18 protein-coding genes and 1 pseudogene are annotated in these 24648 nt (G+C 72.2%); 9 read left to right on the top strand and 10 right to left on the bottom strand.

Annotation, left to right across the window (positions count from 1 at the left end; genetic code table 11):
- Positions 1 to 71: 71 nt before the first annotated feature.
- The 5 genes and pseudogenes from H299_RS0101060 to H299_RS0101085 all read right to left on the bottom strand — a co-directional run bounded on the left by H299_RS0101060 (position 72) and on the right by H299_RS0101085 (position 6715).
- Positions 72 to 728 (bottom strand): DUF6461 domain-containing protein, encoded by a 657-nt coding sequence (locus tag H299_RS0101060; RefSeq protein WP_037757223.1) that lies wholly within the window; start codon positions 726 to 728, stop codon positions 72 to 74.
- Positions 729 to 974: 246 nt separating this feature from the next.
- Positions 975 to 1877, bottom strand: coding sequence for a ribokinase (rbsK, locus tag H299_RS0101065; RefSeq protein WP_027746902.1), 903 nt, complete (start codon positions 1875 to 1877; stop codon positions 975 to 977).
- Between the two features lie 217 nt (positions 1878 to 2094).
- Positions 2095 to 4039, bottom strand: a pseudogene (locus tag H299_RS40095) (ABC transporter permease/substrate-binding protein).
- Positions 4040 to 4166: 127 nt separating this feature from the next.
- Positions 4167 to 5711, bottom strand: coding sequence for a sugar ABC transporter ATP-binding protein (locus tag H299_RS31470; RefSeq protein ID WP_051261999.1), 1545 nt, complete (start codon positions 5709 to 5711; stop codon positions 4167 to 4169).
- A complete protein-coding gene (locus tag H299_RS0101085) occupies positions 5708 to 6715 on the bottom strand; it encodes a LacI family DNA-binding transcriptional regulator (protein ID WP_027746904.1) in 1008 nt (335 codons plus the stop codon). Before H299_RS0101085 ends, H299_RS31470 begins: the two co-directional genes overlap by 4 nt.
- Positions 6716 to 6945: 230 nt before the next feature.
- On the opposite strand from H299_RS0101085, the gene recD2 reads away from it, so the two are divergent.
- A complete protein-coding gene (gene recD2 / locus H299_RS31475; RefSeq protein WP_037757226.1) occupies positions 6946 to 9183 on the top strand; it encodes an SF1B family DNA helicase RecD2 in 2238 nt (745 codons plus the stop codon).
- 148 nt (positions 9184 to 9331) lie between these two features.
- Positions 9332 to 10648, top strand: a complete 1317-nt coding sequence (locus tag H299_RS0101095) for a citrate synthase (protein ID WP_078512365.1) — start codon at positions 9332 to 9334, stop codon at positions 10646 to 10648.
- 471 nt (positions 10649 to 11119) lie between these two features.
- On the opposite strand, the gene H299_RS0101100 is transcribed toward H299_RS0101095, so the two are convergent.
- Both H299_RS0101100 and H299_RS0101105 read right to left on the bottom strand, forming a co-directional pair.
- Positions 11120 to 11356 carry a heavy-metal-associated domain-containing protein gene (locus H299_RS0101100; protein WP_027746906.1) on the bottom strand — a complete coding sequence of 79 codons (237 nt, stop codon included), beginning with the start codon at positions 11354 to 11356 and terminating at the stop codon, positions 11120 to 11122.
- 88 nt (positions 11357 to 11444) lie between these two features.
- Positions 11445 to 11642, bottom strand: coding sequence for a MerR family transcriptional regulator (locus H299_RS0101105; protein ID WP_027746907.1), 198 nt, complete (start codon positions 11640 to 11642; stop codon positions 11445 to 11447).
- Between the two features lie 268 nt (positions 11643 to 11910).
- Here H299_RS0101105 and H299_RS0101110 point away from each other — a divergent pair, with 268 nt between their 5' ends.
- Positions 11911 to 13962 (top strand): hypothetical protein, encoded by a 2052-nt coding sequence (locus tag H299_RS0101110; RefSeq protein WP_158692246.1) that lies wholly within the window; start codon positions 11911 to 11913, stop codon positions 13960 to 13962.
- Between the two features lie 57 nt (positions 13963 to 14019).
- Positions 14020 to 15492 carry a type 1 periplasmic-binding domain-containing protein gene (locus H299_RS31480; protein WP_037757231.1) on the top strand — a complete coding sequence of 491 codons (1473 nt, stop codon included), beginning with the start codon at positions 14020 to 14022 and terminating at the stop codon, positions 15490 to 15492.
- Positions 15493 to 15551: 59 nt separating this feature from the next.
- Here H299_RS31480 and H299_RS0101120 read toward each other — a convergent pair whose 3' ends face one another.
- Entirely contained in the window at positions 15552 to 16574 is a 1023-nt protein-coding gene (locus H299_RS0101120; protein ID WP_027746909.1) for a Gfo/Idh/MocA family protein, read from the bottom strand.
- A 51-nt stretch (positions 16575 to 16625) separates the two neighbouring features.
- A complete protein-coding gene (locus H299_RS0101125) occupies positions 16626 to 17528 on the bottom strand; it encodes a sugar phosphate isomerase/epimerase family protein (protein WP_027746910.1) in 903 nt (300 codons plus the stop codon).
- Positions 17529 to 17706: 178 nt separating this feature from the next.
- Here H299_RS0101125 and iolC point away from each other — a divergent pair, with 178 nt between their 5' ends.
- The 5 genes from iolC (at position 17707) to H299_RS0101150 (ending at position 24329) form a co-directional block, all read left to right on the top strand.
- Positions 17707 to 18660 carry a 5-dehydro-2-deoxygluconokinase gene (gene iolC, locus H299_RS0101130; protein ID WP_027746911.1) on the top strand — a complete coding sequence of 318 codons (954 nt, stop codon included), beginning with the start codon at positions 17707 to 17709 and terminating at the stop codon, positions 18658 to 18660.
- Between the two features lie 78 nt (positions 18661 to 18738).
- Entirely contained in the window at positions 18739 to 19620 is an 882-nt protein-coding gene (locus H299_RS0101135; RefSeq protein WP_027746912.1) for a Cgl0159 family (beta/alpha)8-fold protein, read from the top strand.
- A gap of 217 nt (positions 19621 to 19837) precedes the next feature.
- Entirely contained in the window at positions 19838 to 20791 is a 954-nt protein-coding gene (gene iolB, locus H299_RS31485) for a 5-deoxy-glucuronate isomerase (protein ID WP_051262000.1), read from the top strand.
- The gene (gene iolD, locus H299_RS0101145; RefSeq protein ID WP_027746913.1) at positions 20788 to 22761 is read left to right on the top strand and encodes a 3D-(3,5/4)-trihydroxycyclohexane-1,2-dione acylhydrolase (decyclizing); all 1974 of its coding nucleotides are present in this window, start codon (positions 20788 to 20790) and stop codon (positions 22759 to 22761) included. Before iolB ends, iolD begins: the two co-directional genes overlap by 4 nt.
- Positions 22762 to 22823: 62 nt before the next feature.
- Positions 22824 to 24329, top strand: coding sequence for a CoA-acylating methylmalonate-semialdehyde dehydrogenase (locus H299_RS0101150; protein WP_027746914.1), 1506 nt, complete (start codon positions 22824 to 22826; stop codon positions 24327 to 24329).
- Between the two features lie 27 nt (positions 24330 to 24356).
- Here H299_RS0101150 and H299_RS40100 read toward each other — a convergent pair whose 3' ends face one another.
- A complete protein-coding gene (locus tag H299_RS40100; protein ID WP_486587104.1) occupies positions 24357 to 24647 on the bottom strand; it encodes a hypothetical protein in 291 nt (96 codons plus the stop codon).
- Between the last annotated feature and the right edge of the window lies 1 nt (position 24648).

Below are 24648 nucleotides of genomic sequence, written 5' to 3' on the forward strand. Positions count from 1 at the left end.
GAAGCGAGCGGTGAGGTCGCGGACGAGGCCGACTCAGCGCGGCGCACCGCTGCGGAAGGCGGTCCTGCCGTTCAGGACGGTCCGCTCGAAGGCCCGAAATCCAGGACCGTCCCAGGCGGAACCGGACCCTCGCCCGTATAGGTATCGCTCAGCGGTGCCGCTGGTGCGTCCTCCTCGGCGAGCGTCAGGCTGGGCCAAGGCCCGGCGAGGGCTGCATCGTCCAGAGCGATGCCGAGGTGATCGAGTACGAGCGCCACCACCGGCGCCATACCGGCGCCCTCACCCTCGTGTGCGGCGAGCGCCTCTTCCACCCGGTCCCACCAGGGGCCGGGCGGTTCGGACCGGCTGTGCTCCATGCCGGGCTCGAAGTACTCGACGCACTCGCCGTCGCGCCAGTACTGGAAGACGTCGATCCCCTCGGTGGTCGCCACGCTGTACGTCTCAGTTCCCCGGGACAGCTTTGCGAGCGATTCTTCCCCGAAGCCGATGCCGCCGTCCTCCTCGACGCAGAAGGCCCATCCACCGATCCTGCCCGCCCGCAGCAGCGAGACCACCCCGTCACCCGACGCGGCCGAGGGCAGGTCGGAGGCGGCATCCCAGCCGAGCAGTCGCGCCTGCTTCGGATCGGCCCCGTAGCGGGCGAACACCTCCTCGGGGGTGAGACCGCGAGTGAAGGTAGCGCACATCCCGGCCCTCGCCCAGTCCAGCGAACCCGCGTCTGCGTCCATGAGCTGCCTCCGTCATCCACACCTGGCATCACTGATCAGTGGCGAGCCTTCCAGGCTCTCCGCAGTGATCCAAGCACGGCGAGGAGCGCGGATCACGATGCCTGGTTCGTCCGACGGGATCGGTGGCGGGCAGGACGCCGCGGGGGGCTTGCCCGTGAACAAGATCGTGTGACGAACTCGCAGGGGCGGCACGGCCGCTGGCCATCCGGGGCTTCCCTGTGCAGCAGGGGAGTTGCCGGGCACGCCTCAGGGCAGTTCGGCAGCCGTCGGGTAGGACGTCTGGGCGCCGTCGCGGGTGACCGAGGCGGCGCCGACGCGTACGGCGAACTCCGCCGCCGCCTCCAGGCTGTCGCCGCACGACAGCCGCCAGGCCAGCGCGCCCGTGAACGCGTCGCCCGCGCCCGTGGTGTCCACGGCCCGCACCGCCGGGGCGGGGACGTGGACGCAGGGGCCGTCGGACGGCGCCACCAGGGCGCCTTCCGCGCCGAGGGTCACCACCACGCTGCGCGGGCCCAGCGCCAGCAGCGCGGCGGCCCACTCCGCGGGTGTGCCGCCCTGCGGCTCCCCGCCCAGCAGGAAGCGCGCCTCGTGCTCGTTGAGCACCAGCGGGTCGCACTCGGCCAGTACGTCCGCCGGAAGCGGCGCGGGCGGCGAGGGGTTGAGGACGACGCGGGTACGGGCCGCCGCCGCGGCCCGTACCGACGCCGACACCGTCTCGGGCGGGATCTCCAGTTGGAGCGAGACCACCTCCGCTGCCGCCAGCAGCGGTTCCGCCGCGGCCACGTCCTCCGGCGAGAGGCGGTGGTTCGCCCCGGGGGAGACGACGATCGTGTTGTCTCCCGAGGGGCCCACCGCGATGAGGGCGACGCCGGTGGGCGCGCCGCCCACCCGCACGCCCGAGGTGTCCACGCCCGCTGCCCGCTGGCTCTCCAGGAGCAGCCTGCCGTGTGCGTCGTCGCCCACCCGGGCCAGCAGCGCCGTACGTGCGCCGAGGCGGGCGGCGGCGACGGCCTGGTTGGCGCCCTTGCCGCCGGGGTGGGTGGCGAGGTCCGAACCCAGCACGGTCTCGCCCGCGACGGGATGGCGGTCGACAGCGGTCACCAGGTCGGCGTTGGCCGACCCGATGACCAGGAGGCTGTGCCCGGACATCCGGTGCTTCCTTTCGCCAGGACGAGACCGTCGGGGTTCACAGGGGTGCTCGGCGACCGGCCGGTCAGAGGGGGTTGCTGCGGGACAGGCCGGTCGTGAGCGGGCGATGCGAATCCTGCGGGTGCTGCCGGTCGTGCGGTCGGCGGCGCCTGTCGGGCGCGTCGGCCGGACGTACCCGTCAGACGTGCCGGTCAGGCGTGCCGGCAGAGCGTGCCGGTCAGGAGAAGTCGGCCACGTTCTCCTTGGTCACGATCTTCACCGGGACCTTGATCTGCTTCTCGATGTCCTCCTCCTCGAACGCCCGGACGGCGTTGCGGACGGCCATCTTGCCCAGCTCGTCCGGCTGCTGCGCGACGGACGCCACCATCTTGCCGTCCTTGATCGCCTTGAGGCCGTCCGGGGTGCCGTCGAAGCCGACGACCTGGACGGACTCGCCCGCCTTGCTGCCCAGCGCCTTGACCGCGCCCAGCGCCATCTCGTCGTTCTCGGCGAACACGCCGTCGACGCCGGGGTTGGACTGGAGGAGGTTGGTCATGACGTCCAGGCCCTTGGCGCGGTCGAACTCCGCGGGCTGCTTGTCGACGACCTTGATGTCCGGGTACTTCTTGATGCCCTTGGTGAAGCCCTCGTAGCGCTCGTTGGACGCCGAAGTGCCCGAGATGCCGCGGAGGACGACGACCTCGCCCTTCTTGCCCAGCTTCTCGGCGAGGGACTTGGCGGCGAACTCCCCGCCCTGCACGTTGTCCGAGGCGACGGTGGCGGTGGGCTCTGCGCCCTCCACCGAGCGGTCGGCGGCGATGACCGGTATCTTCGCGTTCCCGGCGGCCTTGACCGAGGGCCCGGCGGCTTTCGAGTCGACCGGGTTGATGACGATCACGTCCATGTTCTGGCTCGTGAAGTTCTGCAACTGGTTGGCCTGCGTGGACGCGTCGTTCTGAGCGTCCGTCACCGTCAGATCCACCCCGTGCGCCTTGGCCTCGGCCTCGGCACCCTTCTTCATCTCCACGAAGAAGGGGTTGTTGAGGGTGGATATGGACAGACCGATCTTGGCCTTCTTGTCGTCGCCGCTGTCCCCGTCCGAGTCGGACCCGCAGCCGGTGGCGGCGACGGCGGACAGGGCGGCGAAGGCGGCTACGAGGGTGGTTCTCTTCTGCATACGCATTGCTGCATTCCTTGCAGTCGACGGTAGTTGAGAGAGTGTCTGGTGGGGCAGAACAAAAGGATCACGTACGGCGACGGAGTGTATCGAGTAGCGCGGCGAGGGCAATCACCGCCCCAATCACGACCTGCTGCCAGAACGCCGACACACTCAGCAAGTTGAGGCCGTTGCGCAGGATGGCGAGGATGAGTGCGCCGATCAGCGTGCCGGAAGCCTTCCCCGCACCGCCCGCGAGGCTGGCGCCGCCGATGACACAGGCGGCGATCGCGTCCAGCTCGTAACCCGCCGCCGCCTGCGGCTGTGCCGAGACCAGCCGCGAGGCCAGCACGATGCCCGCGACGGCCGCGAAAAGGCCCGACAGCCCGTAGACGAAGAGCTTCTGCCGCTTGACCCGGATGCCCGAGAGCCGGGCCGCCTCCTCGTTGCCGCCGATCGCGTACATCGCGCGGCCGGGGTAGGTGCGGTTGAGGATCAGCGCGGCGACGCCGGCCATCACCAGCATCACGATCATCGGCACCGGCAGCCAGTCGCCGAAGTCCTTGCCCAGCCACTCCAGCGAGGTGGGCAGCGCCACCGGCGTGCCCTCGGAGAGCACCAGGCACAGGCCGCGGGCGATGGAGAGCATCGCCAGCGTGGCGATGAACGAGGGCAGCCGCCCGTACGACACGAGCATGCCGTTGACCAGGCCGCACACCGTGCCCGTGGCGAGGGCGAAGAGCACGGCGAAGAAGACGGGCATGCCCGCGTCGGTCGCCGACCAGGCCAGCACCATCGCCGAGAGCGCGGCCACCGAGCCCACCGACAGGTCGATCCCGGCGGAGACGATGACGAAGGTGACGCCGAAGGCGAGGATGGCGGTGACCGCCGCCTGCACACCGACGTTGAGCAGGTTGTCCGTGTCCAGGAAGTCCGGCGACATGATCGCCATCGCCACGAAGAGCACGATCAGCGCGCCGAGCGCGCCGTTCTCCGCCAGCACGCGGCGCACCACGGGCGGCAGCAGCCCGTCCGCCGGTACGCCGTGGCCCGTCCTGCCGTCCGCGTCCCCGCGACCGCGATCCGGGCCCCTCTTTTTCAGATCAGTGGCCACGAAGGGCCCTCCATATCTCGTTTCAGCAGGTTCAGCTGGTTCAGCTGGTGGATGCGGCCTTGACCGCCAGGGCCATGACGGCGTCCTGGGTCGCTTTCTCGGCGGGGAGTTCGCCGGTGATCCGGCCCTGGGACATGACCAGAATCCGGTCGCTCATGCCCAGTACCTCGGGCAGATCGCTGGAGATCATCAGGACGGCGTGCCCCGATGCGGTGAGTTCGTTGATGAGCCGGTAGATCTCGACCTTGGCGCCGACGTCCACGCCGCGCGTCGGCTCGTCGAGGATGAGGACCTTGCTCTTGGCGAGCAGCCACTTCCCGATGGCGACCTTCTGCTGGTTGCCGCCGGAAAGGGTGCGGGTGTGGTGGTCGAGACCGGCCATCCGGATGCCCAGCTTCGCGGCCATCGCCGAGGCCGCGCGGCGCTGCCCGGCCAGGTCCACGATCCCGTGGCGGCTGGCGCCGCCCAGGGTGACCAGGCCCAGGTTCTCCGACACCGAGGCGCCCAGCAGCAGCCCCTGGCCCTTGCGGTCCTCCGGTACGAGCCCGATGCCCGCGGCCATCGCCGTGGGGACATCGTTGCCACGCACCCGGCGACCTTGCACCTCGACTGTGCCTCTGTCATAGGCGTCAGCGCCGAAGAGCGCGCGGGCCACCTCCGTACGTCCCGCGCCCACCAGCCCGGCCAGGCCCACCACTTCACCGGCGCGCACCTCGAAGCCGACCTGCTGGAAGTGGCCCGCCCGGCTCAGCCCGCTCACCCGCAGCAGCGGCACGGTGTCCCGGTTCAGCTCGCCGCGCGCCCGCGGGTACTGCTGGTCGATGCTGCGCCCGACCATGAGCCGGACGAGTTCGTCGCGGCTGGTGCCGGCGGAGACCTGGGCGATGCTGCGGCCGTCGCGCAGCACGGTGACCCGGTCGCCGAGCCGGGCCACCTCCTCCAGCTTGTGCGTGATGAAGACGATGCCCACGCCCTCCTGGCGCAGCCGCCCGACGATCTCGAAGAGGCGGTCGACCTCGCCGGTGGTCAGGACGGCCGTCGGCTCGTCCATCACCAGCACCCGCGCCCGTACGCTCAGCGCCTTCGCGATCTCGACCATCTGCAGCCGGGCGACGCCCAGGTGGCGCAGCTTGTCGTTCGGTGCGACGTCCACGCCGACGCGGGCCAGCAGGACCGCGGCGTCGGCGTCCATGCGCCTGCGGTCTATCAGGCCGTACTTGCGGGGCTGGCGGCCCAGGAAGATGTTCTCGGCGACGGTCAGGTCGGGGACGAGGTTGAACTCCTGGTGGATGGTGGCGATCCCGTACTTCTCCGCGTCCTGCGCGTGCTGGATGCGGGTGGGCCGGCCGTCGATCACGATGCGTCCGCTGTCGGGGCGGTGCGCTCCGGCGAGCATCTTGATCAGGGTGCTCTTGCCGGCTCCGTTCTCGCCGAGCAGCACATGCACTTCGCCGCCTCGCAGGTCGAAGTCGACGCCGTCCAGCGCCCGCACCCCGGGGAAGGCCTTGGTCACGGCCTCGATGCGTAGCAGCGCCGAGGCGGGTGCCGCCGCCGGCGGCGGTGGCGGCTGGTCGAAGGTGGTCAACGGTGCTCCGTTTCTGACTCGCCGCAGGAGCGGCGCGGGACGAGGCGGGCGGGAAGGGTGACGGAGTCCGTCGCACGGCCCTCGAGCAGGTCGACCAGCGCCCGTACGGCGGCGTGGCCGAGCGCGCCGGTGGGCTGGGCGATGGCGGTGAGCGGCGGATCGGTGTGCAGGAACCAGGGGATGTCGTCGAAGGCGGCCAGCGCGATGTCGTCCGGTACGCGCAGCCCGCGGAGGCGGATCTCGTCCATGGCGCCGAGCGCCATCAGGTTGTCGGCGGCGAAGACGGCACCGGGCGGGTCGGCCAGGTCCAGGAACCGGGCGGCGGCCCGCTGCCCGCTCGCCGCCTGGTAGTCGCCGTGCTGGAGGTAGCGGTCGGGCAGGGCGAGCCCGTGCTCCAGCAGCGCCTCCCGGAAGGCGACGACGCGCTCGTTCCCCGTGGTGGTGTTGTCCGGGCCCGCGATGATGGCGATCCGCCGGTGCCCGAGCGCGTACAGATGGGCGACCAGGTCCTGTACGGCCGCCCGGCCGCCCGCGCGGATCACGGGCACCTCGACGCCCGGAATCCAGCGGTCCAGGAAGACCACCGGCACGCCGGAGCGGGCTACTTCGGCCAGCAGCGGGGAGCTGTCGTCCGTCGGGCTCACCAGCAGGCCGTCGATGCGGCGGTCCAGGAGGGAGCGCACATGGTGGTCCTGGAGGCCGGGCTGCTCGTCGGCGTTGCCGATGATGACGCTGTAGCCCAGCGAGCGGGCCTGGTCCTCGACTGCGCGGGCGAGCGCGGTGAAGAAGGGGTTGAGGACGTCGCTGATCACCAGGCCCAGGGTGCGGGTCTGATGGGTACGCAGGGAGCGGGCCACGCCGTTGGGCCGGTAGTCCAGTTCGGTGATGGCGGTGAGCACCCGGTCCCGGGTCGCGGGGCGCACCGAGGGCTGGTCGTTGAGCACGCGGGAGACGGTCGCGACGGAGACGCCGGCTCGGGCCGCGACATCCTTGATGCTCGCCATCGCGCTGTGGTTCCCCGGTCACTTGGTCCTCATGGTAACGATTACATCGGAGATTAAAACGGCGCTGGGAGACGGGGGCAAGGGGCCGAGATCCTATCGTGACAACGGATTTCGGCAACCGGGGTTTCAGCGCCGGAAGTTGTACTCCACCAGGACGGAACGCGGACTTCCGGTGCCGAACGGCCCAACGGACCTCGCGACTGTCGGTGCCCGGCACTACCGTCGGTGACATGTCGGTCGAACTCGCGGTGCTCGAAGGCGTCCTGGAGCGCATCACCTACGCCAACGAGGACAACGGCTACACCGTGGCCAGGGTGGACACCGGCCGCGGCGGCGGTGAACTGCTCACGGTGGTCGGCTCGTTGCTCGGCGCCCAGGTGGGCGAGTCGCTGCGGATGGAGGGCCGCTGGGGCTCGCACGCCCAGTACGGCCGGCAGTTCACCGTGGAGAACTACACGACGGTGCTCCCGGCCACCGTCCAGGGCATCCGGCGCTACCTGGGCTCCGGGCTGATCAAGGGCATCGGCCCGAAGATCGCCGAGCGGATCGTGGACCACTTCGGGCTGGACACCCTGGAGGTCATCGAGGCGGGCACGGCCCGGCTGATCGAGGTGCCCGGCCTCGGCCCCAAGCGCACCAGGATGATCGCCGCCGCCTGGGAGGAGCAGAAGGCCATCAAGGAGGTGATGATCTTCCTCCAGGGAGTCGGGGTCTCCACCTCCATCGCCGTGCGGATCTACAAGAAGTACGGCGACGCCTCCATCTCCGTGGTGCGGCAGCAGCCCTACCGGCTGGCGGCCGACGTCTGGGGCATCGGGTTCCTGACCGCCGACCGCATCGCGCAGGCCGTCGGCATCCCGCACGACAGCCCCGAGCGCGTCAAGGCGGGCCTCCAGTACGCCCTTTCGCAGTCCACGGACCAGGGGCACTGCTTCCTTCCCGAGGAGCAGCTGATCTCGGACGCGGTCAAGCTCCTCCAGGTCGACACCGGCCTGGTCATCGAGTGCCTGGGCGAGCTGGCCGCCGATCCGGAGGGCGTGGTGCGTGAGAGCGTCCCCGGCCCGGAGGGGCAGCCGGTCACGGCCGTCTACCTGGTGCCCTTCCACCGCGCGGAGCTTTCCCTGGGCGCCCAGCTGCTGCGCCTGCTGCGCACGCCGGAGGAGCGGCTGCCCGCCTTCCGCGACGTCGACTGGGACCGTGCGCTGGGCTGGCTGGCGGGCCGTACGGGGGCGGAGCTGGCGCCCGAGCAGCAGCAGGCCGTCCGGCTGGCGCTGACCGAGCGGGTCGCGGTGCTCACCGGCGGGCCCGGCTGCGGGAAGTCGTTCACCGTGCGGTCGGTGGTGGAGCTGGCCCGTGCCAAGAAGGCGAAGGTGCTGCTGGCCGCGCCCACCGGGCGGGCCGCCAAGCGGCTCTCCGAGCTGACCGGCGCGGAGGCGTCCACCGTGCACCGGCTGCTGGAGCTGAAGCCGGGCGGCGACGCGGCGTACGACAGGGACCGGCCGCTGGAGGCCGACCTGGTGGTGGTGGACGAGGCCTCGATGCTCGACCTGCTGCTGGCCAACAAGCTGATCAAGGCGGTGCCGCCCGGCGCCCACCTGCTGCTGGTGGGGGACGTCGACCAGCTGCCCTCGGTCGGGGCGGGCGAGGTGCTGCGGGACCTGCTGGCCGAGGGCGGCCCGGTGCCCGCCGTGCGGCTCACCCGCATCTTCCGGCAGGCGCAGCAGTCGGGGGTGGTGACCAACGCGCACCGCATCAACTCCGGTGTGCGGCCGATCACTCGGGGCCTGCCCGACTTCTTCCTCTTCTCCGAGGACGACACGGAGGAGGCCGGGCGGCTGACCGTGGACGTGGTGGCGCGCCGCATCCCGGCCAAGTTCGGCCTCGATCCGCTCCGCGACGTACAGGTCCTCACCCCGATGCACCGCGGGCCGGCGGGGGCGGGCGCGCTGAACGGGCTGCTCCAGCAGGCGCTGGCGCCCGGCCGCCCGGAGCTGCCCGAGAAGCGCTTCGGCGGCCGGGTCTTCCGCGTGGGCGACAAGGTGACGCAGATCAGGAACAACTACGACAAGGGCGCGAACGGCGTGTTCAACGGCACCGTCGGCGTCGTCACCGCGCTGAGCACGGACGACCAGCGGATGACCGTGCGTACGGACGAGGACGAGGAGGTGCCGTACGACTTCGACGAGCTGGACGAGCTGGCGCACGCCTACGCGGTCACCATCCACCGCTCGCAGGGCAGCGAGTACCCGGCGGTCGTCGTGCCGGTCACCACGAGTGCGTGGATGATGCTCCAGCGCAACCTGCTCTACACGGCGGTGACCCGGGCCAAGCGGCTGGTCGTGCTGGTCGGCTCGGACCGGGCCCTGGGGCAGGCCGTGCGTACGGTCTCGGCGGGCCGCCGCTGCACAGCGCTGGATCACCGGCTGCGGGGGGCGCCGCCCCCGGCGCCCGGTGGTGCCAGGGGGTGACCAGCGGGCCGTCAGGGTGCAGGATGGTCCTTAAGGCGGCACTCCGTGCCACCATGGAGCCCTTTGGCCGACCCCGAGTGCACCGCACGGCACCAAATGGGGGACAGTGGAAGAGTCAGGGCACCTCGAAGATGAGGCACTACGTCCGGTGAGGGATGACGTGAGCGAACACCGCGCAAGTGACGACGCTGTAGTACTGCGCTACGGGGACGGCGAGTACAGCTATCCGGTCGTGGACAGCACGGTCGGTGACCGTGGCTTCGACATCGGCAAGCTGCGCGCCGAGACCGGTCTGGTGACCCTGGACTCCGGTTACGGCAACACCGCCGCGTACAAGTCCGCGATCACCTATCTCGACGGCGAGAACGGCATCCTGCGCTACCGCGGGTATCCGATCGAGCAGCTGGCCGAGCGCGGCTCGTTCATCGAGACGGGCTACCTGCTGATCAACGGCGAGCTGCCCACCGTCGACCAGCTCTCCCACTTCAAGAACGAGATCACCCAGCACACGCTGCTGCACGAGGATGTCAAGCGCTTCTACGACGGCTTCCCGCGTGACGCGCACCCGATGGCGATGCTCTCCTCCGTGGTCAGCGCGCTGTCGACGTTCTACCAGGACAGCCACAACCCGTTCGACGAGGAGCAGCGGCACCTCTCGACCATCCGGCTGCTGGCCAAGCTGCCGACGATCGCGGCCTACGCCTACAAGAAATCCGTCGGCCACCCGGTGGTCTACCCGAGCAACGAGCTGGGGTACGTCGAGAACTTCCTGCGGATGACCTTCTCGGTGCCCGCCGCGGAGTACGACCTCGACCCGGTCGTCGTCAGCGCCCTCGACAAGCTGCTGATCCTGCACGCGGACCACGAGCAGAACTGCTCGACCTCCACCGTCCGCCTGGTCGGCTCCTCGCAGGCGAACATGTTCGCCTCGATCTCGGCCGGCATCAACGCGCTGTGGGGCCCGCTGCACGGTGGTGCGAACCAGAGCGTGCTGGAGATGCTGGAGAGCATCCAGGCGACCGGCGGCGACGTCGACTCCTTCATCCGCAAGGTGAAGAACAAGGAAGACGGCGTGAAGCTGATGGGCTTCGGGCACCGCGTCTACAAGAACTTCGACCCCCGGGCGAAGATCATCAAGGCGGCGGCGCACGAGGTCCTCTCGGCGCTCGGCAAGAGCGACGAACTGCTCGACATCGCGCTCCGCCTGGAGGAGCGCGCGCTGAGCGACGACTACTTCGTCGAGCGCAAGCTCTACCCCAACGTCGACTTCTACACCGGGCTCATCTACCGCGCCATGGGCTTCCCGACGAGCATGTTCACCGTGCTGTTCGCGCTCGGGCGGCTGCCGGGCTGGATCGCGCAGTGGCACGAGATGATCAAGGAGCCCGGTTCCCGGATCGGCCGCCCGCGGCAGATCTACACCGGCGTGGTCGAGCGGGACTACGTCCCGGTCGAGGCCCGCTGATTCCCACCGGGGCCCGCTGAGGCGTACGGAAGATCCCGCGCGGCCCCGCGAAGTCCCGCATTCCGGGCAATCGGCCCGCGCAACGGAGGGCTCCGGTCCAATCGGATCGGAGCCCTCCGCTTGTGTCTTTTCGGGTGAGACGCAGGTCACAAAATTGGGGGGTAACCATTGCGGGGGGTCGAGGGTCTAACGGGGTGGCGTCGGCACCCGGCGGAGTCGGCGCCAAGCGGTGTGTGTGCCCGGGCAGCCTTGAGCGGCCCTCCCGGCGCAGGCACACCTGGCAGGCGCCCGGCCAGGATCCCGTGGGGGGAATCCATGACCGGGACAAGGAAACGCCCCGTAGGCAGGCCCGTGGGGGGACCTGTCGCGGGGCGTTTTCCGTGCTCTCGCACTCTGCACGCTCTCGGGCGCTCCGGCCCCCGGGTCCTTCGTGTGTCCGGGAGCCCGGGGCCGGATGGCCGGATCAGGCGGTCACGCCCGCCCGGCGAGTTCGTACCCCGCCTCGTCCACGGCCGCGCGGACGGCCTCGTCGTCCGGCTCGCTTGCCGAGGTGACGGTCACCAGGCCGGTCGAGGCGACGGCCTGCACGTCGGAGACGCCCTCGATGCCGGACACCTCGCTGCGCACCGCGCCTTCGCAGTGGCCGCAGGTCATGCCGGTGACGCGGTAGGTCGTGGTGACGGTGCTGGTGGGGCTGGCGGTGCTCATGGCTGCGCTCCTGTCGCTCGGGTCCTGCGTGCGGCCCGGTGGGCCGCGTAGGGACCAGCATATACCCCCCAAGGGTATTTGGTACATCTCATCGGCCGCCGTTCCGGTTCCCCGGCCTGCGCTGCACCCAGTCCCGCACGGTGTCGGCGAACCAGTAGGGCCGCCCGTCCTCCACGAGGTCCGGCGGCGGCAGCAACCCGTGCTTGCGGTAGGAGCGCACGGTGTCCGGCTTGACCCGGATGTGCGCGGCGATCTCCCGGTACGACCAGAGCCGACGGTCAGCCATTCTCGGTACCTCCCACGAAGCGACGGTTGATCGAGCCGCAGCCTGCGCGTACCGGGCGGAGCGACACGGGGGACAGGCGGGCCTGTTGGCCGTTTGTGACCGAGGACACGTGAATCGGTTACCGTCGTGACGGATGATGGACGGTGGGTAGTTTCCGCTCGGCGGGCGGCGTGGAGGGGCGCGGGCGCGGGGGTGGTACCGGCCGGGCTCCGCGGATTCCCCGGAGCCGGACGAGGCGGGACGACAGCGGACGGGGGTGGGCGAGTCCATGCCGGAGCACCTGGGCGGCCTGCGCGGGCGCACACCCGTGCTGGAGCTGATCCGCGATGGCCTCGCGCTGCCCCGCGAGGCAGACCGCCCGCTGACGGTCCTGCTCGGGCCGAGCGGCATAGGCGCCAGCGAGACGCACGCCGCGGCCAAGCGCGTGTTCGCCCCGCGCACCCCGTGCGCCTACTTCAACTTCGACGCCGGCGCGGGCCTGGGCGTACGGGCCGTACTCGGCGCCCTGGCGCGGGAGCTGGGCCGCAGCCAGACCGACTACAAGGAGCCCAGCTTCCCCCGGCTGATCGTCGGCCTGCTCGCCACCGGCACCCCGCTGGACGCCCTCCACCGCGCCCAGGACCGGCGCGAGCTGCCCCGCCTGATCCGCGGCGAACTGCGGGCCAGGGAGCAGCGGCACGGGAGCTTCCTCGGCCCGCTGGCGGACGCGGTGACCGTCTACCTCGGCGCGCCGCCCGGCGTGTCCGAGGCCGCCGCCGCGGTGCTCGCCTCCGTCACCCCGCGCCAGAGCCAGCTGCCCCGGCGGCAGATCAGCCAGGGCATCGCCTGGTACGGGGGCGGCCGTATCCCGCCGTGCCAGGACCCGGCGGACGCGCTGGTCGAGCTGAACTCCTGGCAGCACCGGCCCAGCGGCCAGGGCAAGGGGCCCGAGGACGTCGACCGGTTCCTGCTGCGGGCCTTCCTGGACGACCTGCGGGAGCACTCGCGGGGCTGGCTCAACCACCGCTCCTTCCTGCTGCTGCTGGACAACAGCCACACCCCGCTCGGGCGCCGCGTGCTCGAACTGCTGCTGGAGGTGCGGCAGGAGGACCGCGAGGCCCGCCGCGGCTGCGACCCGCTGGTCACGCTCGCCAGCGTGCACCAGTGGCTGTCCGAGTGGGGCCCGTCCACCGGCGTGCAGTGGGGCCTGCGGCCCGTCGGCTCGGACCGCGCCTCACTCGCCCACTGGCAGCAGAACCGACTGGGCGACGGCGGCCCGGACTTCTGGTGGTATCCGGTGGAACTGCGCCCGCTGGACCTCTTCGACACCCGCGCGGAGTGCGCGGCGACCGCACAGCGGGCGGACGTCGCCCCCGGTGTCCAGCGGCTGACCGGCGGGCTGCCCTGGGCCGTCCGCCACACGCTGGCCACCCTCGGCCAGGCCGACCCGGACCTCCGGCCGTCCGACGACGATCCGTTCCTGCCGCTGCGCCAGGTGCCCGGCCTGCGGCCCGCGCCACCGGTGCCCGGCCCGGACCCGGAGGCCCCCACCCTGGCCCTCGCCTCCCTCGGCTACCTCCTGGAGGAACTGGCGGACGAGCCGGGCAGCGACCGCCGGGCCGTCCTGCTGAAGTGGTCCGCGGCCCGCGATCTGTCCGTGTGCGGGCGGGTGTTCGGCGCGGACGGCGGCAGCGAGCCGCTCTTCTCCCGGCTGCGTGAGCGCTGGCTGCTCTCGGTGGCGGAGGAGGGCCGGGCCGTACTGCACCCGTGGCTGCGGCGGCTGCTGCTGTGGGAGCTGGCCCAGGACCCGGAGCACTGGCGGGAGGCGCATGCGCGGCTGTGCGACCACTTCCGCGCCCGGCAGTCCGGGCAGACCGGTCCGGGTGGCGCGGGCGGTCCGGGTGGCGCGGGCGAGGCCCCCGACGCGGCCGGGCGGGACGCCGCGCGCCTCGAACAGCTCTACCACCAGCTCGCCCTGGGCCAGACGGCACAGGTCGCCGCCGCGCTGAGCCACCGGTTCACCGAGTGCGGCAGTGAGGAGTGGATCGGTGACTTCAACCTGGTCACCTCCGCGCCCAACAGCCTCGACAAGCGCGAGCCGCCGCTGCGCCTGCTGGACTCCCTCACACCCGGCGGCGGCGGTTCCCCCCTGACCCGGGAGGGGGTGATCGAGCGGCTGGTGGTGGCGCGGTGGATCTGGAGCGATCCGCTCAGCGACCCCGGCAGGCGCCTCAACTCCGTGCTGGCCGGGAACTTCGACCACCTGGCCGCGCTGCGCGGCGACGGAGTCGTACCGCTGTACGACGAGTCCGCGCGCTACCAGCAGTGGCGGGACCAATGACAGCCGTACGCCGGTGACAGCCGGAGTCCGGCGACGCGACCCCAGGGAGTGTGCGAGATGATCGCGTGGCGTCCGACCCGCCCCATGGTGCGCAGGACGGTGCTGGGGCTGGCCCTGCTGCTCGTCCTGGGCATCGGCACACCGCTCACCTGGGACTGGTACCAGGACCGGCAGGCCCGCTGCTCGGAGGGGGTGGTCAAGCGCGGGCCCGCCGACGAGTGCGTGGGGGTCACCGACAGCAAGGCCGCAGACTCCGCCTTCGCCCCGCACCTCAAGGAGGTGCAGAAGCTGATCGGGGTGGAGAACGGGAAGGTGGAGAAGGCGGGGGAGACCTACGCCACCATCGCCTACCTGACCTCCTTCAGCGGCAAGGACACGGACACGAACTCCGAGGAGTCCGTCCGCCGCGAACTTCAGGGCGCCTACCTGGCCCAGCGGCGCGCCAACCGGCTCGACCAGCCCGGCTCGCCCAACATCCGCCTGCTGGTGGCCAACTCGGGCGGCGGCTCCCACCAGTGGGAGCACACGGTGGACGAGCTGATCGCGCTGAGCGACTCGGACGACAAGCAGCGGAAACTGCTGGCCGTGGCCGGCCTGGGCCCGAGCAACAAGCAGAACAAGGCGGCCCTGAAGAAGCTCTCCGCGCACGGGATCGCCATGGTCGGCAGCAACATGACGGCCACCGACTTCGCGGGCATCCCCGGCTTCGCGCGGGTCGCCCCGACCAACAAGGACGAGGCCGAGGCTGCCTCGGAGTACCTGAAGCAGCAGGGCTACCGGACCTCGGTGATCGTGGGGGACAAGAACCCGGACAACCGCTACGCCCTCTCCCTGGCCGAGGAGTTCGAGCGCGCCTACGCGGACGACCGGCACCGCTTCGTCAGCAAGCTGGCGCCCTTCAACACGGAGAACCCGGACAACTGGGAGAACGAGCTGTACTGGAGCACCCGTGACCTGTGCTCGACGAAGCCCGAGGTGGTCTACTTCGCGGGCCGCGGGAAGCACCTCATGGCGTTCGTCAACTCCCTGGCCAACCGCACCTGCCAGAAGGTGAAGTTCACCGTCATGTCGGGCGACGACGTCACCAACTTGACGGTCAAGGAGCTGAAGGTCGCGGCGAAGAAGGGCATCGAGCTGTTCTACACCGGGGTGGCACACCCGGACATGTGGGAGCGGGACAAGAACTCGGTGTCCAAGGCGTCCGCCGACTACTTCCGCGAAGGCGGCCTGCTGAGCGAGAAGTTCCCCGCCGATCCCCGGGACGACGGGCAGGCGATCGTCTCCCACGACGCGACGCTCGCCGCCATCCACGCCATCCGGATGGCCTCACACGAGGGCAATCCGCTCTCCGGCGAGGCGGTCGCCCAGATGTTCCAGCTGATGCGCGGCGCGCAGCGGGTGGAGGGGGCCAGCGGGTTCCTCGCGTTCCACGAGAACGGCAACGCGATCGACAAGGCGGTGCCCCTGATGAAGCTGGACGAGCACGGGCACTTCGCGCTCCACGAGGTCGTACACCCCGGCTCGGACTGAGCACGCGGCCGGGCGCACGCACGTACGACCGTACGTGCGTGCGCCCAGCCGCTCGGCCGTCAGGCGTAGAACGCGGGCCGCTCCACCATCTCCACCCCGGTCCGCCGCCCCGTGGTCTGCGCCTCGACGCCCGCCGCGCAGACCGCCGCCGCCGCGTACCCGTCCCAGGCGCTGGGACCGGTGGCCTCCCCGGAGCGGGCGGCGTCCACCCACTCCTGCACCTCGCGGTCGTAGGCGTCGGCGAAGCGGGCCAGGAAGTCCTGGGGGATACGACCGCCCCAGCCCGCGGGGGAGTTGACGAGCATGCCGTGCCCCTCGCCGACCCGTGCCGTGCCCCGCTCGCACACCGCCTCCGCCTGCACCTGGTAGCCGAAGCCGCTGGTCGCGAACATCTCGACGGTGACGACGGCGCCGCCCGCCGTCTCGAAGAGCACCACCTGCGGGTCGTCCAGCCCTTCCGGTGCCAGCGCGGAGGCGCGTGGCCGGACGACCGTGACCGCGGCGATCTCGTCGTCCAGCAGCCAGCGGGCGGTGTCCATCTCGTGCACCACCGAGTCGTTGATCAGCATCTCGTTGGTGAAGTAGTCGTGCACGCGCACGTTGCGGTGCCGGCAGTGCAGCAGCAGCGCACGCCCCAGGTCGCCCGCCGCCAGCAGCCGCCGCAGTTCGCGGAACTCGCCGTCGAAGCGCCGCATGAAGCCGACCTGGATGCGGCGCCTGCCGAGCTTCTGCTCGGTCTCCAGCACCCGCAGGGCGCTCTGCGGGTCCGGGGTGAGCGGCTTCTCGCAGAGCACCGGCAGATCGCGCTCCAGGGCGTCGAGCAGGGCCGCCTCGTGCGCGGGGCCGGGGGAGGCGATCAGGGCCGCTTGCACGCCGGGCGCGGCGAGGGCCGCCGCGGCGTCGGTGTGCGCGGTGCAGCCGCCGCCGACCTCCTCCGCGAGCCGGCGGGCGCGCTCCCCGTCGATGTCCATCACGGCGGCCACCCGGGCGCCGCTGGTGACCTGGTCGAGGCGCCGGACGTGGTCCGCGCCCATCATTCCGGTGCCGAGGACGGCCACGCCGAGGCTTGCCCGCTGCGTCATGTGCTTTCTCCTGGTGCGGTGTCGTGCTGCTCTTCCGTACGCTGCCCGCGCTCAGGCTCCGCAGCCGCGCAGGAAGCGGCGGGTGCGGCGGGCGATCGGCAGCGGCTGGTCGGGCGGGCAGGGGTACATGTCCTGCTCGACGATGGCGAACAGGTCGACGCCGAGCCGCTGCGCCGCCGTCAGCACGGGCGCCATCTCCGGCACCCCCAGGGGAGGTTCGCACATCACGCCCGCCCGGACCGCGGGCCCGAAGGCCGTGCCTTCCGCGCGCACCCGGGCGAGCACCACGGGGTCGACCTGCTTGAGGTGGAGGTAGCCGATGCGCTCGCCGTAGGTCTCGATCAGCCGGACGCTGTCACCGCCGCAGTAGGCGTAGTGCCCGGTGTCGAGGCAGAGGTTGACCACGCCGGAGTCCGTCGAGTCCAGGAAGCGCGCGACGTGCTCCTCGCTGTCGATGTGGGTGTCCGCGTGCGGGTGCACGACCGTCTCCAGACCGAACTCCTCGCGCACCCGCCGGGCGAGCCGCTCGGTGCCGCCGGTCAGCTGCCGCCACTGCTCGGAGGTCAGCTCGCTCGGCTCGATCAGCTCCGCCGTCTTGTCGTCCCGCCAGAAGGAGGGGATGGCGACCAGGTGCCGGGCGCCCGTCGCCCGGGTGAGCGCGGCGACCCGGGAGACCTGGGCCCAGGTCTCCTCCCACACGGCCGGGCCGCGGTGCAGCGCGGTGAAGACCGTGCCCGCGGAGACGCGGAGGCCGCGGGCGGCGGTCTCGGCGTTGAGGCGGCCGGGGTCGGTGGGCAGGTAGCCGTAGGGGCCCAGTTCGATCCAGTCGTAACCGGACTGCGCGACTTCGTCCAGGAAGCGGGACCAGGGGACCTGGAGCGGGTCGTCGGGAAACCAGACGCCCCAGGAGTCGGGGGCGGAACCGATGCGGAGACGGTCGAGGGGGACGGTCATACGAGGCGGTCTCCTTCCTGGGCGGCAGCCCTTGGGACCCCGTTCCGTCGACGATAGTGCGGGAGGCGGTAACGGTCTAGACGTCCGTATGTAAGGACATTGCGTTGACAGCGCTCCCAGGGCGGGTTACACCTGGTGATGTCGTCACCAGACCTCTGGATCGGGGAAGGGACAGCCGATGACCGAGACCTTCGACGTCCTCACGATGGGCCGGATCGGGGTGGACATCTACCCCTTGCAGACGGGCGTGGGGCTGGCGGAGGTGGAGACCTTCGGCAAGTTCCTCGGCGGCTCGCCGACGAACGTCGCCGTCGCCGCCGCCCGGCTCGGCCGCAGGACGGCCCTCGTCAGCCGCACCGGCCAGGACCCCTTCGGCGACTACTGCCACCAGGCGCTCAAGGAATTCGGCGTGGACGACCGCTGGGTCCTGCCCGTCCCCGCGGAGCCCACCCCGGTCACCTTCTGCGAGATCTTCCCGCCGGACGACTTCCCGCTCTACTTCTACCGCCGCCCCAAGGCACCCGATCTGCACATTCACCCGGACGAGTTGGATCTGGAGGCCGTACGGGCCGCGCGCGTCCTGTGGGTCACCGGCACCGGGCTGTGCGAGGAGCCGAGCCGCGCGGCGACGCTGGCGGCCGTCGCGGCCCGCGGCGGCGTCACCGGCCGTACGGCCACCGTCTTCGACCTGGACTGGCGCCCCATGTTCTGGACCGAGCGGGCCGGTGCCCGCGCTCTCTACCGCGAGGTCCTCGCGCACGCGACCGTCGCGGTCGGCAACGTGGACGAGTGCGAGATCGCCACCGGGGAGCGCGACCCGGCCGCCTGCGCCGAGGCGCTGCTGGACGCCGGCGTCGAGCTGGCCGTCGTCAAACAGGGCCCCCGGGGCGTGCTCGCGCTGCGCCGCGACGGCACCCGGGCCGAAGTGCCCCCGCACCCCGTCGAGGTCGTCAACGGCCTGGGCGCCGGGGACGCCTTCGGCGGCGCCCTGTGCCACGGCCTGCTGGCGGGCTGGGAGCTGGAGCGGACCGTGCGCTACGCCAACGCGGCCGGCGCCCTCGTCGCCTCCCGGCTCGCCTGCTCGTCGGCGATGCCCACCGAGGCCGAGGTGGAAGGGCTCCTGGGCCGCTGACCGCCGGGCACCACCGCGCGGTGCCCGCCCGGCGCACGAACCCCACGCGCACCCCCATGCCGCGAAAGCGAGTTCCCCTTGAGCATCAGCATCTCCGAACTGGCCACCGTACGGGCCCGGCACCCCGAGGCGATCGCCGCCGCCGCCGAGGCGCGCGCCCGCCGCCCGGCACTCGTCGGCGACAGCGGGCGGCTGCTGATCGTCGCCGCCGACCACCCGGCGCGCGGCGCGCTCGCCGTCGGCGGCAGACGGCTCGCGATGGCCGACCGCGCCGATCTGCTGGACCGGGTCTGCCGCGCGCTGGCCCGCCCCGGCGTGGACGGCGTGCTGGGCACCGCCGACCTCCTGGAGGACCTTCTGCTGCTCGGCGCGCTGGAGGGCAAGGCAGCCATCGGCTCGATGAACCGCGGCGGGCTCGCCGGCGCCGCCTTCGAACTGGACGACCGCTTCACCGGCTACCGGCCCCGCGACATCCAGCGCCTCCGCCTCGACGCGGGCAAGCTCCTGCTGCGCATCGACCCCTCGGACGAGGGCTCGCTGCGCACCCTCCACTCCAGCGCCCGCGTCATAGACGACATGGCCCGGCGGCGGCTGCCCGTCTTCGTGGAGCCCTTCCTCTCCCGCCGGGTGGCCGGGAAGCCGACGAGCGACCTGAGCGCGACGGGCGTGGCCACCTCGCTCTCCATCGCCTCCGGCCTGGCCGGGACCTCCGCCTACACCTGGCTCAAGGTGCCCGTCACCGCCGACCCGGCCCAGATGGAGCAGGTGATGGCCGCCTCCACGCTGCCCGCCGTGCTGCTGGGCGGCGACGTGGAGGGCGAGCAGGAGGACACGTACGAGCGATGGCGGCAGGCGCTCCGGTTGCCTACGGTGCAGGGGCTGGTGGCCGGGCGGTCACTGCTCTATCCGGTGGACGGAGACGTCGAGGAAGCTGTGGACACCGCGGTGGGACTGCTCTGAGAGGCTGTCGGGCTACCTTCGATCGGAAAGCGGGCGGGGTCTGGTGTGTGCGATTCCAAGGCGGAGGAGGGAGTCGACGCGGAGCGTCGGCGACCGGCGACAACGCGGGAAGCATGGGGTCTCCCCCGGCCCGAAGGGGCCGAGGGGACGCGCGCCAGGGCACTCCCGCCCGCTCAGAGGTAGCCCGACAGCCTCTGGGCGGGGGAGGGTGACGTACATGAGGGATGTGACGCACACGAACGGGGCGCAGCCGCCCGGCCCCCTCCGGGCCTTCCACCGCCCGCACGGCAGCGCGGCGCGGGGCCCGTACGCGCTGGACATCGCCCCGGCCGACGCGGGCTGGGGCTTCTCCGCGCTCCGGGTGCTCGAACTGCCGCCCGGCGGCACGCACTCCTTCGCCACCGGCGGCAGCGAGTGGATCGTGCTGCCGCTGCGCGGCGGGTGCGCGGTCTCGGTCGACGAGGAGCCCGAAGGTGCGGGCGGCGGCGCGAGCTTCGCCCTGCACGGGCGGGAGAGCGTGTTCAGCGGCGTGAGCGATTTCGCCTACGCCCCGCGCGACGCCGAGCTGCGGATCACCAGCGCCGCCGGTGGCCGCTTCGCGCTCACCGGCGCGCGCTGCACGCGCCGCCTCCCGGCCCGGTACGGGCCCGCCGCGAGCGTGCCGGTGGAGCTGCGCGGCACCGGCAACTGCTCCCGGCAGGTCAACAACTTCGCCGCGGCGGGCGTGTTCGAGGCCGACGCGCTGATCGCCGTCGAGGTGCTGACCCCCGGCGGCAACTGGTCCTCCTACCCGCCGCACAAACACGATGAGGCCCGGCCGGGGGAGGAGAGCGAGTTGGAGGAGGTCTACTACTTCGAGATCGCCCCGCACGGCGCCACCCCGGGCCTGGGCTACCAGCGGGTGACCCCCTCCGGCCCAGGCGGCGGCGGCACGGACGTACTGGCCGAGGTGCGCGACGGCGACGCGGTGCTCATCCCCGACGGCTGGCACGGCCCCTCCATCGCCGCCCCCGGCCACGACATGTACTACCTCAACGTGATGGCCGGTCCCGGCGCGCGCGAGTGGCTCATCCGCGACCATCCGGAGCACGCCTGGGTCCGGGAGAGCTGGGCGGACCAACCGGCCGATCCGCGGCTGCCGTTCTACACCGCACCCGGCGGCGCGGCATGACCGCCACCCGGCGGCTCACCGTCGCCCAGGCCCTGGTCCGCTTCCTCGCCGTCCAGTACACCGAGCGCGACGGGCACCGGCAGCGGCTGATCAACGCCTGCTGGGGCATCTTCGGGCACGGGAACGTCGCGGGCCTGGGGCAGGCGCTGGTGGAGCAGCACGGCTCCGGCGGCGCGGCAGGCCCACCAGGCCCACCAGGCGACCCCGAGGCGGGCGACGCGCTGCCCTTCCTCCAGGGCCGCAACGAGCAGGCCATGGTGCACGCCGCCGTCGGCTACGCCCGCCAGTCCGGCCGCCTGCGCGCCCAGGCCGTCACCACCTCCATCGGCCCCGGCGCCACCAACCTGGTCACCGGGGCGGCCCTGGCCAGCGTCAACCGGCTGCCCGTGCTCCTGCTCCCCGGCGACACCTTCGCCACCCGGCCCGCCGACCCCGTGCTCCAGCAGCTCGAAGTCCCCTACGCCGGCGACATCTCCGTCAACGACGCGCTGCGCCCCGTCTCCCGGCACTTCGACCGCGTCGTACGTCCCGAGGCCCTTGTCCCGGCCGCGCTGGAGGCCATGCGGGTGCTCGCCGACCCGGTCGAGACGGGCGCGGTCACCCTCGCGCTCCCGCAGGACGTGCAGGCCGAGGCGTACGACTGGCCGGCCGCTTTCCTCGCCCCGCGCGTCTGGCCGGTGCGCCGCCCGCCCCCGGAGCCCGCCGCGCTGGCCCAGGCCGCGCAGGCCGTACGGTCGGCGGCCCGGCCGCTGCTCGTCGCGGGCGGCGGGGTGCACCACAGCGAGGCGCAGGCGGCGCTGCGCGCGCTGGTGGACGCCACCGGCATCCCCGTCGCGTCCACCCAGGCGGGCAAGGGCGCGCTGCGCCACGACCACCCGGCGGACATGGGCGGCATCGGGCACACCGGTACGGCGGTCGCCGACGACCTCGCGCGCGGCGCCGACCTGATCCTCGGCGTCGGCACCCGCTACACCGACTTCACCACCGCCTCGCACACGCTGTTCGCCGCCCCCGGCGTGCGCTTCGTCAACCTCAACATCACCCCCTTCGACGCGCACAAGATGGGCGCCGCCACTCTGGTCGCCGACGCCCGCAGCGGCCTGGAGGCGCTGACCGCGGCGCTGCGCGGGCACCGCGTCGAGGGGGCGTACGAGGCGGAGTACCGGGAGGGCAGGGCGCGTTGGGAGGAGACGGTCGTCGCGGCCTTCGCCGCAGGCCCGGCCGCCGGGTCGCTCGCCGATCCGTCCGCCCCTCCGGCCGACGGGACCGCGCGCCCCACCCAGACCCAGGTCCTGGGCGCGCTGGACTCGGTCGTCACCGACGACGACGTGGTGATCAACGCGGCGGGCTCGCTCCCGGGCGACCTGCACAAGCTGTGGCGCGCCCGCTCACCCCGCCAGTACCACGTCGAGTACGGCTACTCCTGCATGGGTTACGAGATCCCGGCCGCCCTCGGCGTCCGCCTCGCCGCCCCCCACCGCCCCGTCTGGGCGCTGGTCGGGGACGGCACGTACCTGATGATGCCCACCGAGATCGTCACCGCCGTGCAGGAGGGCATCGCCATCAAGGTCGTACTGCTCCAGAACCACGGCTACGCCTCCATCGGCGGCCTCTCGGAGGCCACCGGAGCCGAGGGTTTCGGCACCGCCTACCGCTACCGCGCCCCCGACGGGCGTTACACCGGTGACCCGCTGCCCGTCGACCTCGCCGCGAACGCCGAGTCGCTGGGCATGCGGGTGCTGCGCGCCGCGACGGCCGGGGAGTTGCGGGACGCGCTGCGTACGGCGCGTGCCGCGCAGGTGCCGGTGTGCGTGTACGTCGAGACGGCCCCGGCGGCGCCCGGCGCGGGCGCGGGGGTGGCGCACGCCTGGTGGGACGTCCCGGTCGCCGAGGTCTCCGGCAGACCGGCCGCCGTACGGGCCCGTGCGGAGTACGAGCGCCGCGCGGCGGAGCGGCGGCGGCACCTGTAGCGGCACACCTGTCAGCTCCCTGTCTGCTCCGTCAAGTCCGCAGCGAGAAAGGCGTGTTCCCCATGAAGACCCTCGGCCACTGGATCGGCGGCAAGCCCGTCGACGGCACCTCCGCCGCCTCCGGCGACTTCGCGCCCGTCCACGACCCCGCCACCGGTGTGCAGACCACTCGGGTCGCCCTCGCCGCCGCCGAGGACGTGGACCGGGCGGTCGCCGCCGCCAAGGAGGCGTACCGGGAGTGGGGTACGGCATCGCTGGCGCGGCGTACCGCGATCCTCTTCGCGTACCGCCAGCTGCTCGACGCGCACCGGGACGAGATCGCCGCCCTGATCACCGCCGAGCACGGCAAGGTGCACTCCGACGCGCTGGGCGAGGTGGCGCGCGGGATGGAGATCGTGGAACTGGCCTGCGGCATCTCCGAGAAGCTCAAGGGGGAGCTGTCCACCGGGGTGTCCAGCCGGGTGGACGTCGCCTCGCTGCGCCAGCCGCTGGGCGTGGTCGCGGGCATCACCCCGTTCAACTTCCCGGCCATGGTGCCGATGTGGATGTTCCCGCTGGCGCTCGCCTGCGGGAACACCTTCGTCCTCAAGCCCAGCGAGAAGGACCCCTCGGCCGCCTTCCGGCTGGCCGAACTGGCCGCCGAGGCGGGCGTGCCCGACGGCGTGCTGAACGTCGTCAACGGCGCCAAGCCCGCCGTCGACCGCCTCCTGGAGCACGAGGACGTCAAGGCGGTCTCCTTCGTCGGCTCCACCCCCGTCGCCCGCTACATCCAGGAGCGGGCGGTACGGCACGGCAAGCGGGTGCAAGCGCTCGGCGGTGCCAAGAACCACATGCTCGTCCTGCCCGACGCCGATCTGGACCACGCGGCCGACAGCGCGGTGAGCGCCGCGTACGGCTCGGCGGGCGAACGCTGCATGGCCGTCTCCGTCGTCGTCGCCCTCGAACCCGTCGCCGACGACCTGGTCGCCCGGATCGCGGAGCGCGCCACCGCGCTGCGCATCGGCCCCGGCACCGACCCGGACTCCCAGATGGGCCCGCTGATCACCGGCGAGCACCGGGAGAAGGTCGCCTCCTACGTACGGGGCGCCGCCGCGCAGGGCGCCGAAGTCGTGGTCGACGGCACCGGGTTCACCGTGCCCGGCCACGAGGGCGGCTTCTTCCTCGGCGTCTCGCTGCTGGACAAGGTCCGCGCCGACTCCGACGCCTACCGGGACGAGATCTTCGGCCCGGTGCTGTGCGTCGTGCGCGCCCAGACGTACGACGAGGCGCTCGCCCTGATCAACAGCTCCCCCTGGGGCAACGGCAGCGCGGTCTTCACCCGCGACGGCGGCGCCGCCCGGCGCTTCCAGCTGGAGGTGGAGACGGGCATGGTCGGGGTCAACGTGCCCATCCCGGTGCCCGTCGGCCACCACTCCTTCGGCGGCTGGAAGGACTCCCTCTTCGGCGACCTGCACATCTACGGCAACGACGGCATCGCCTTCTACACCCGGGGCAAGGTCATCACCACCCGCTGGCCCGACCCGGCCGACAACGAGGGCGTCAACCTCGGCTTCCCCCAGCACGGTTAGTACTCCATTCGGTCACGTGCCGCGGCTTCACGTGTCGACCGTCGCGGCGGCCCAAGCCCCGACGCGTTCCGTGAACTCCGCGGAGGGGAACGTTCCGTCGACGGCGATGTCTTCGATCGTGACGGGGAAACGGGACCGCGGCACGTCCCGGTGCGGCAGCGCCGCGTCCCGGGCGACTCGGGAAGGCCTGCCCTTCACGCGAGATGAAGCGGTGGCCGCGGGCCACAGCGTAGTGTCTGCCAGCCGGCAGACGATGCCGGAGCCCGCTTCGAACGCGGCCACCTCGTCGAACGCCCCGAAACCCTGGCGGCTTGACACA

Source organism: Streptomyces sp. CNH287 (genome assembly GCF_000424825.1).

What these genes read in the sequence shown, in the direction of transcription:
- H299_RS0101085 (WP_027746904.1), bottom strand. Translation starts at nt 6,715, where the DNA reads ATGGCGAGCATCAAGGATGTCGCGGCCCGAGCCGGCGTCTCCGTCGCG.
- H299_RS0101150 (WP_027746914.1), top strand. Translation starts at nt 22,824, where the DNA reads ATGAAGACCCTCGGCCACTGGATCGGCGGCAAGCCCGTCGACGGCACC.
- H299_RS0101125 (WP_027746910.1), bottom strand. Translation starts at nt 17,528, where the DNA reads ATGACCGTCCCCCTCGACCGTCTCCGCATCGGTTCCGCCCCCGACTCC.
- iolC (WP_027746911.1), top strand. Translation starts at nt 17,707, where the DNA reads ATGACCGAGACCTTCGACGTCCTCACGATGGGCCGGATCGGGGTGGAC.
- H299_RS0101060 (WP_037757223.1), bottom strand. Translation starts at nt 728, where the DNA reads ATGGACGCAGACGCGGGTTCGCTGGACTGGGCGAGGGCCGGGATGTGC.
- H299_RS0101110 (WP_158692246.1), top strand. Translation starts at nt 11,911, where the DNA reads ATGCCGGAGCACCTGGGCGGCCTGCGCGGGCGCACACCCGTGCTGGAG.
- iolB (WP_051262000.1), top strand. Translation starts at nt 19,838, where the DNA reads ATGAGGGATGTGACGCACACGAACGGGGCGCAGCCGCCCGGCCCCCTC.
- recD2 (WP_037757226.1), top strand. Translation starts at nt 6,946, where the DNA reads ATGTCGGTCGAACTCGCGGTGCTCGAAGGCGTCCTGGAGCGCATCACC.
- H299_RS31480 (WP_037757231.1), top strand. Translation starts at nt 14,020, where the DNA reads ATGATCGCGTGGCGTCCGACCCGCCCCATGGTGCGCAGGACGGTGCTG.
- H299_RS0101100 (WP_027746906.1), bottom strand. Translation starts at nt 11,356, where the DNA reads ATGAGCACCGCCAGCCCCACCAGCACCGTCACCACGACCTACCGCGTC.
- H299_RS0101105 (WP_027746907.1), bottom strand. Translation starts at nt 11,642, where the DNA reads ATGGCTGACCGTCGGCTCTGGTCGTACCGGGAGATCGCCGCGCACATC.
- rbsK (WP_027746902.1), bottom strand. Translation starts at nt 1,877, where the DNA reads ATGTCCGGGCACAGCCTCCTGGTCATCGGGTCGGCCAACGCCGACCTG.
- iolD (WP_027746913.1), top strand. Translation starts at nt 20,788, where the DNA reads ATGACCGCCACCCGGCGGCTCACCGTCGCCCAGGCCCTGGTCCGCTTC.
- H299_RS0101120 (WP_027746909.1), bottom strand. Translation starts at nt 16,574, where the DNA reads ATGACGCAGCGGGCAAGCCTCGGCGTGGCCGTCCTCGGCACCGGAATG.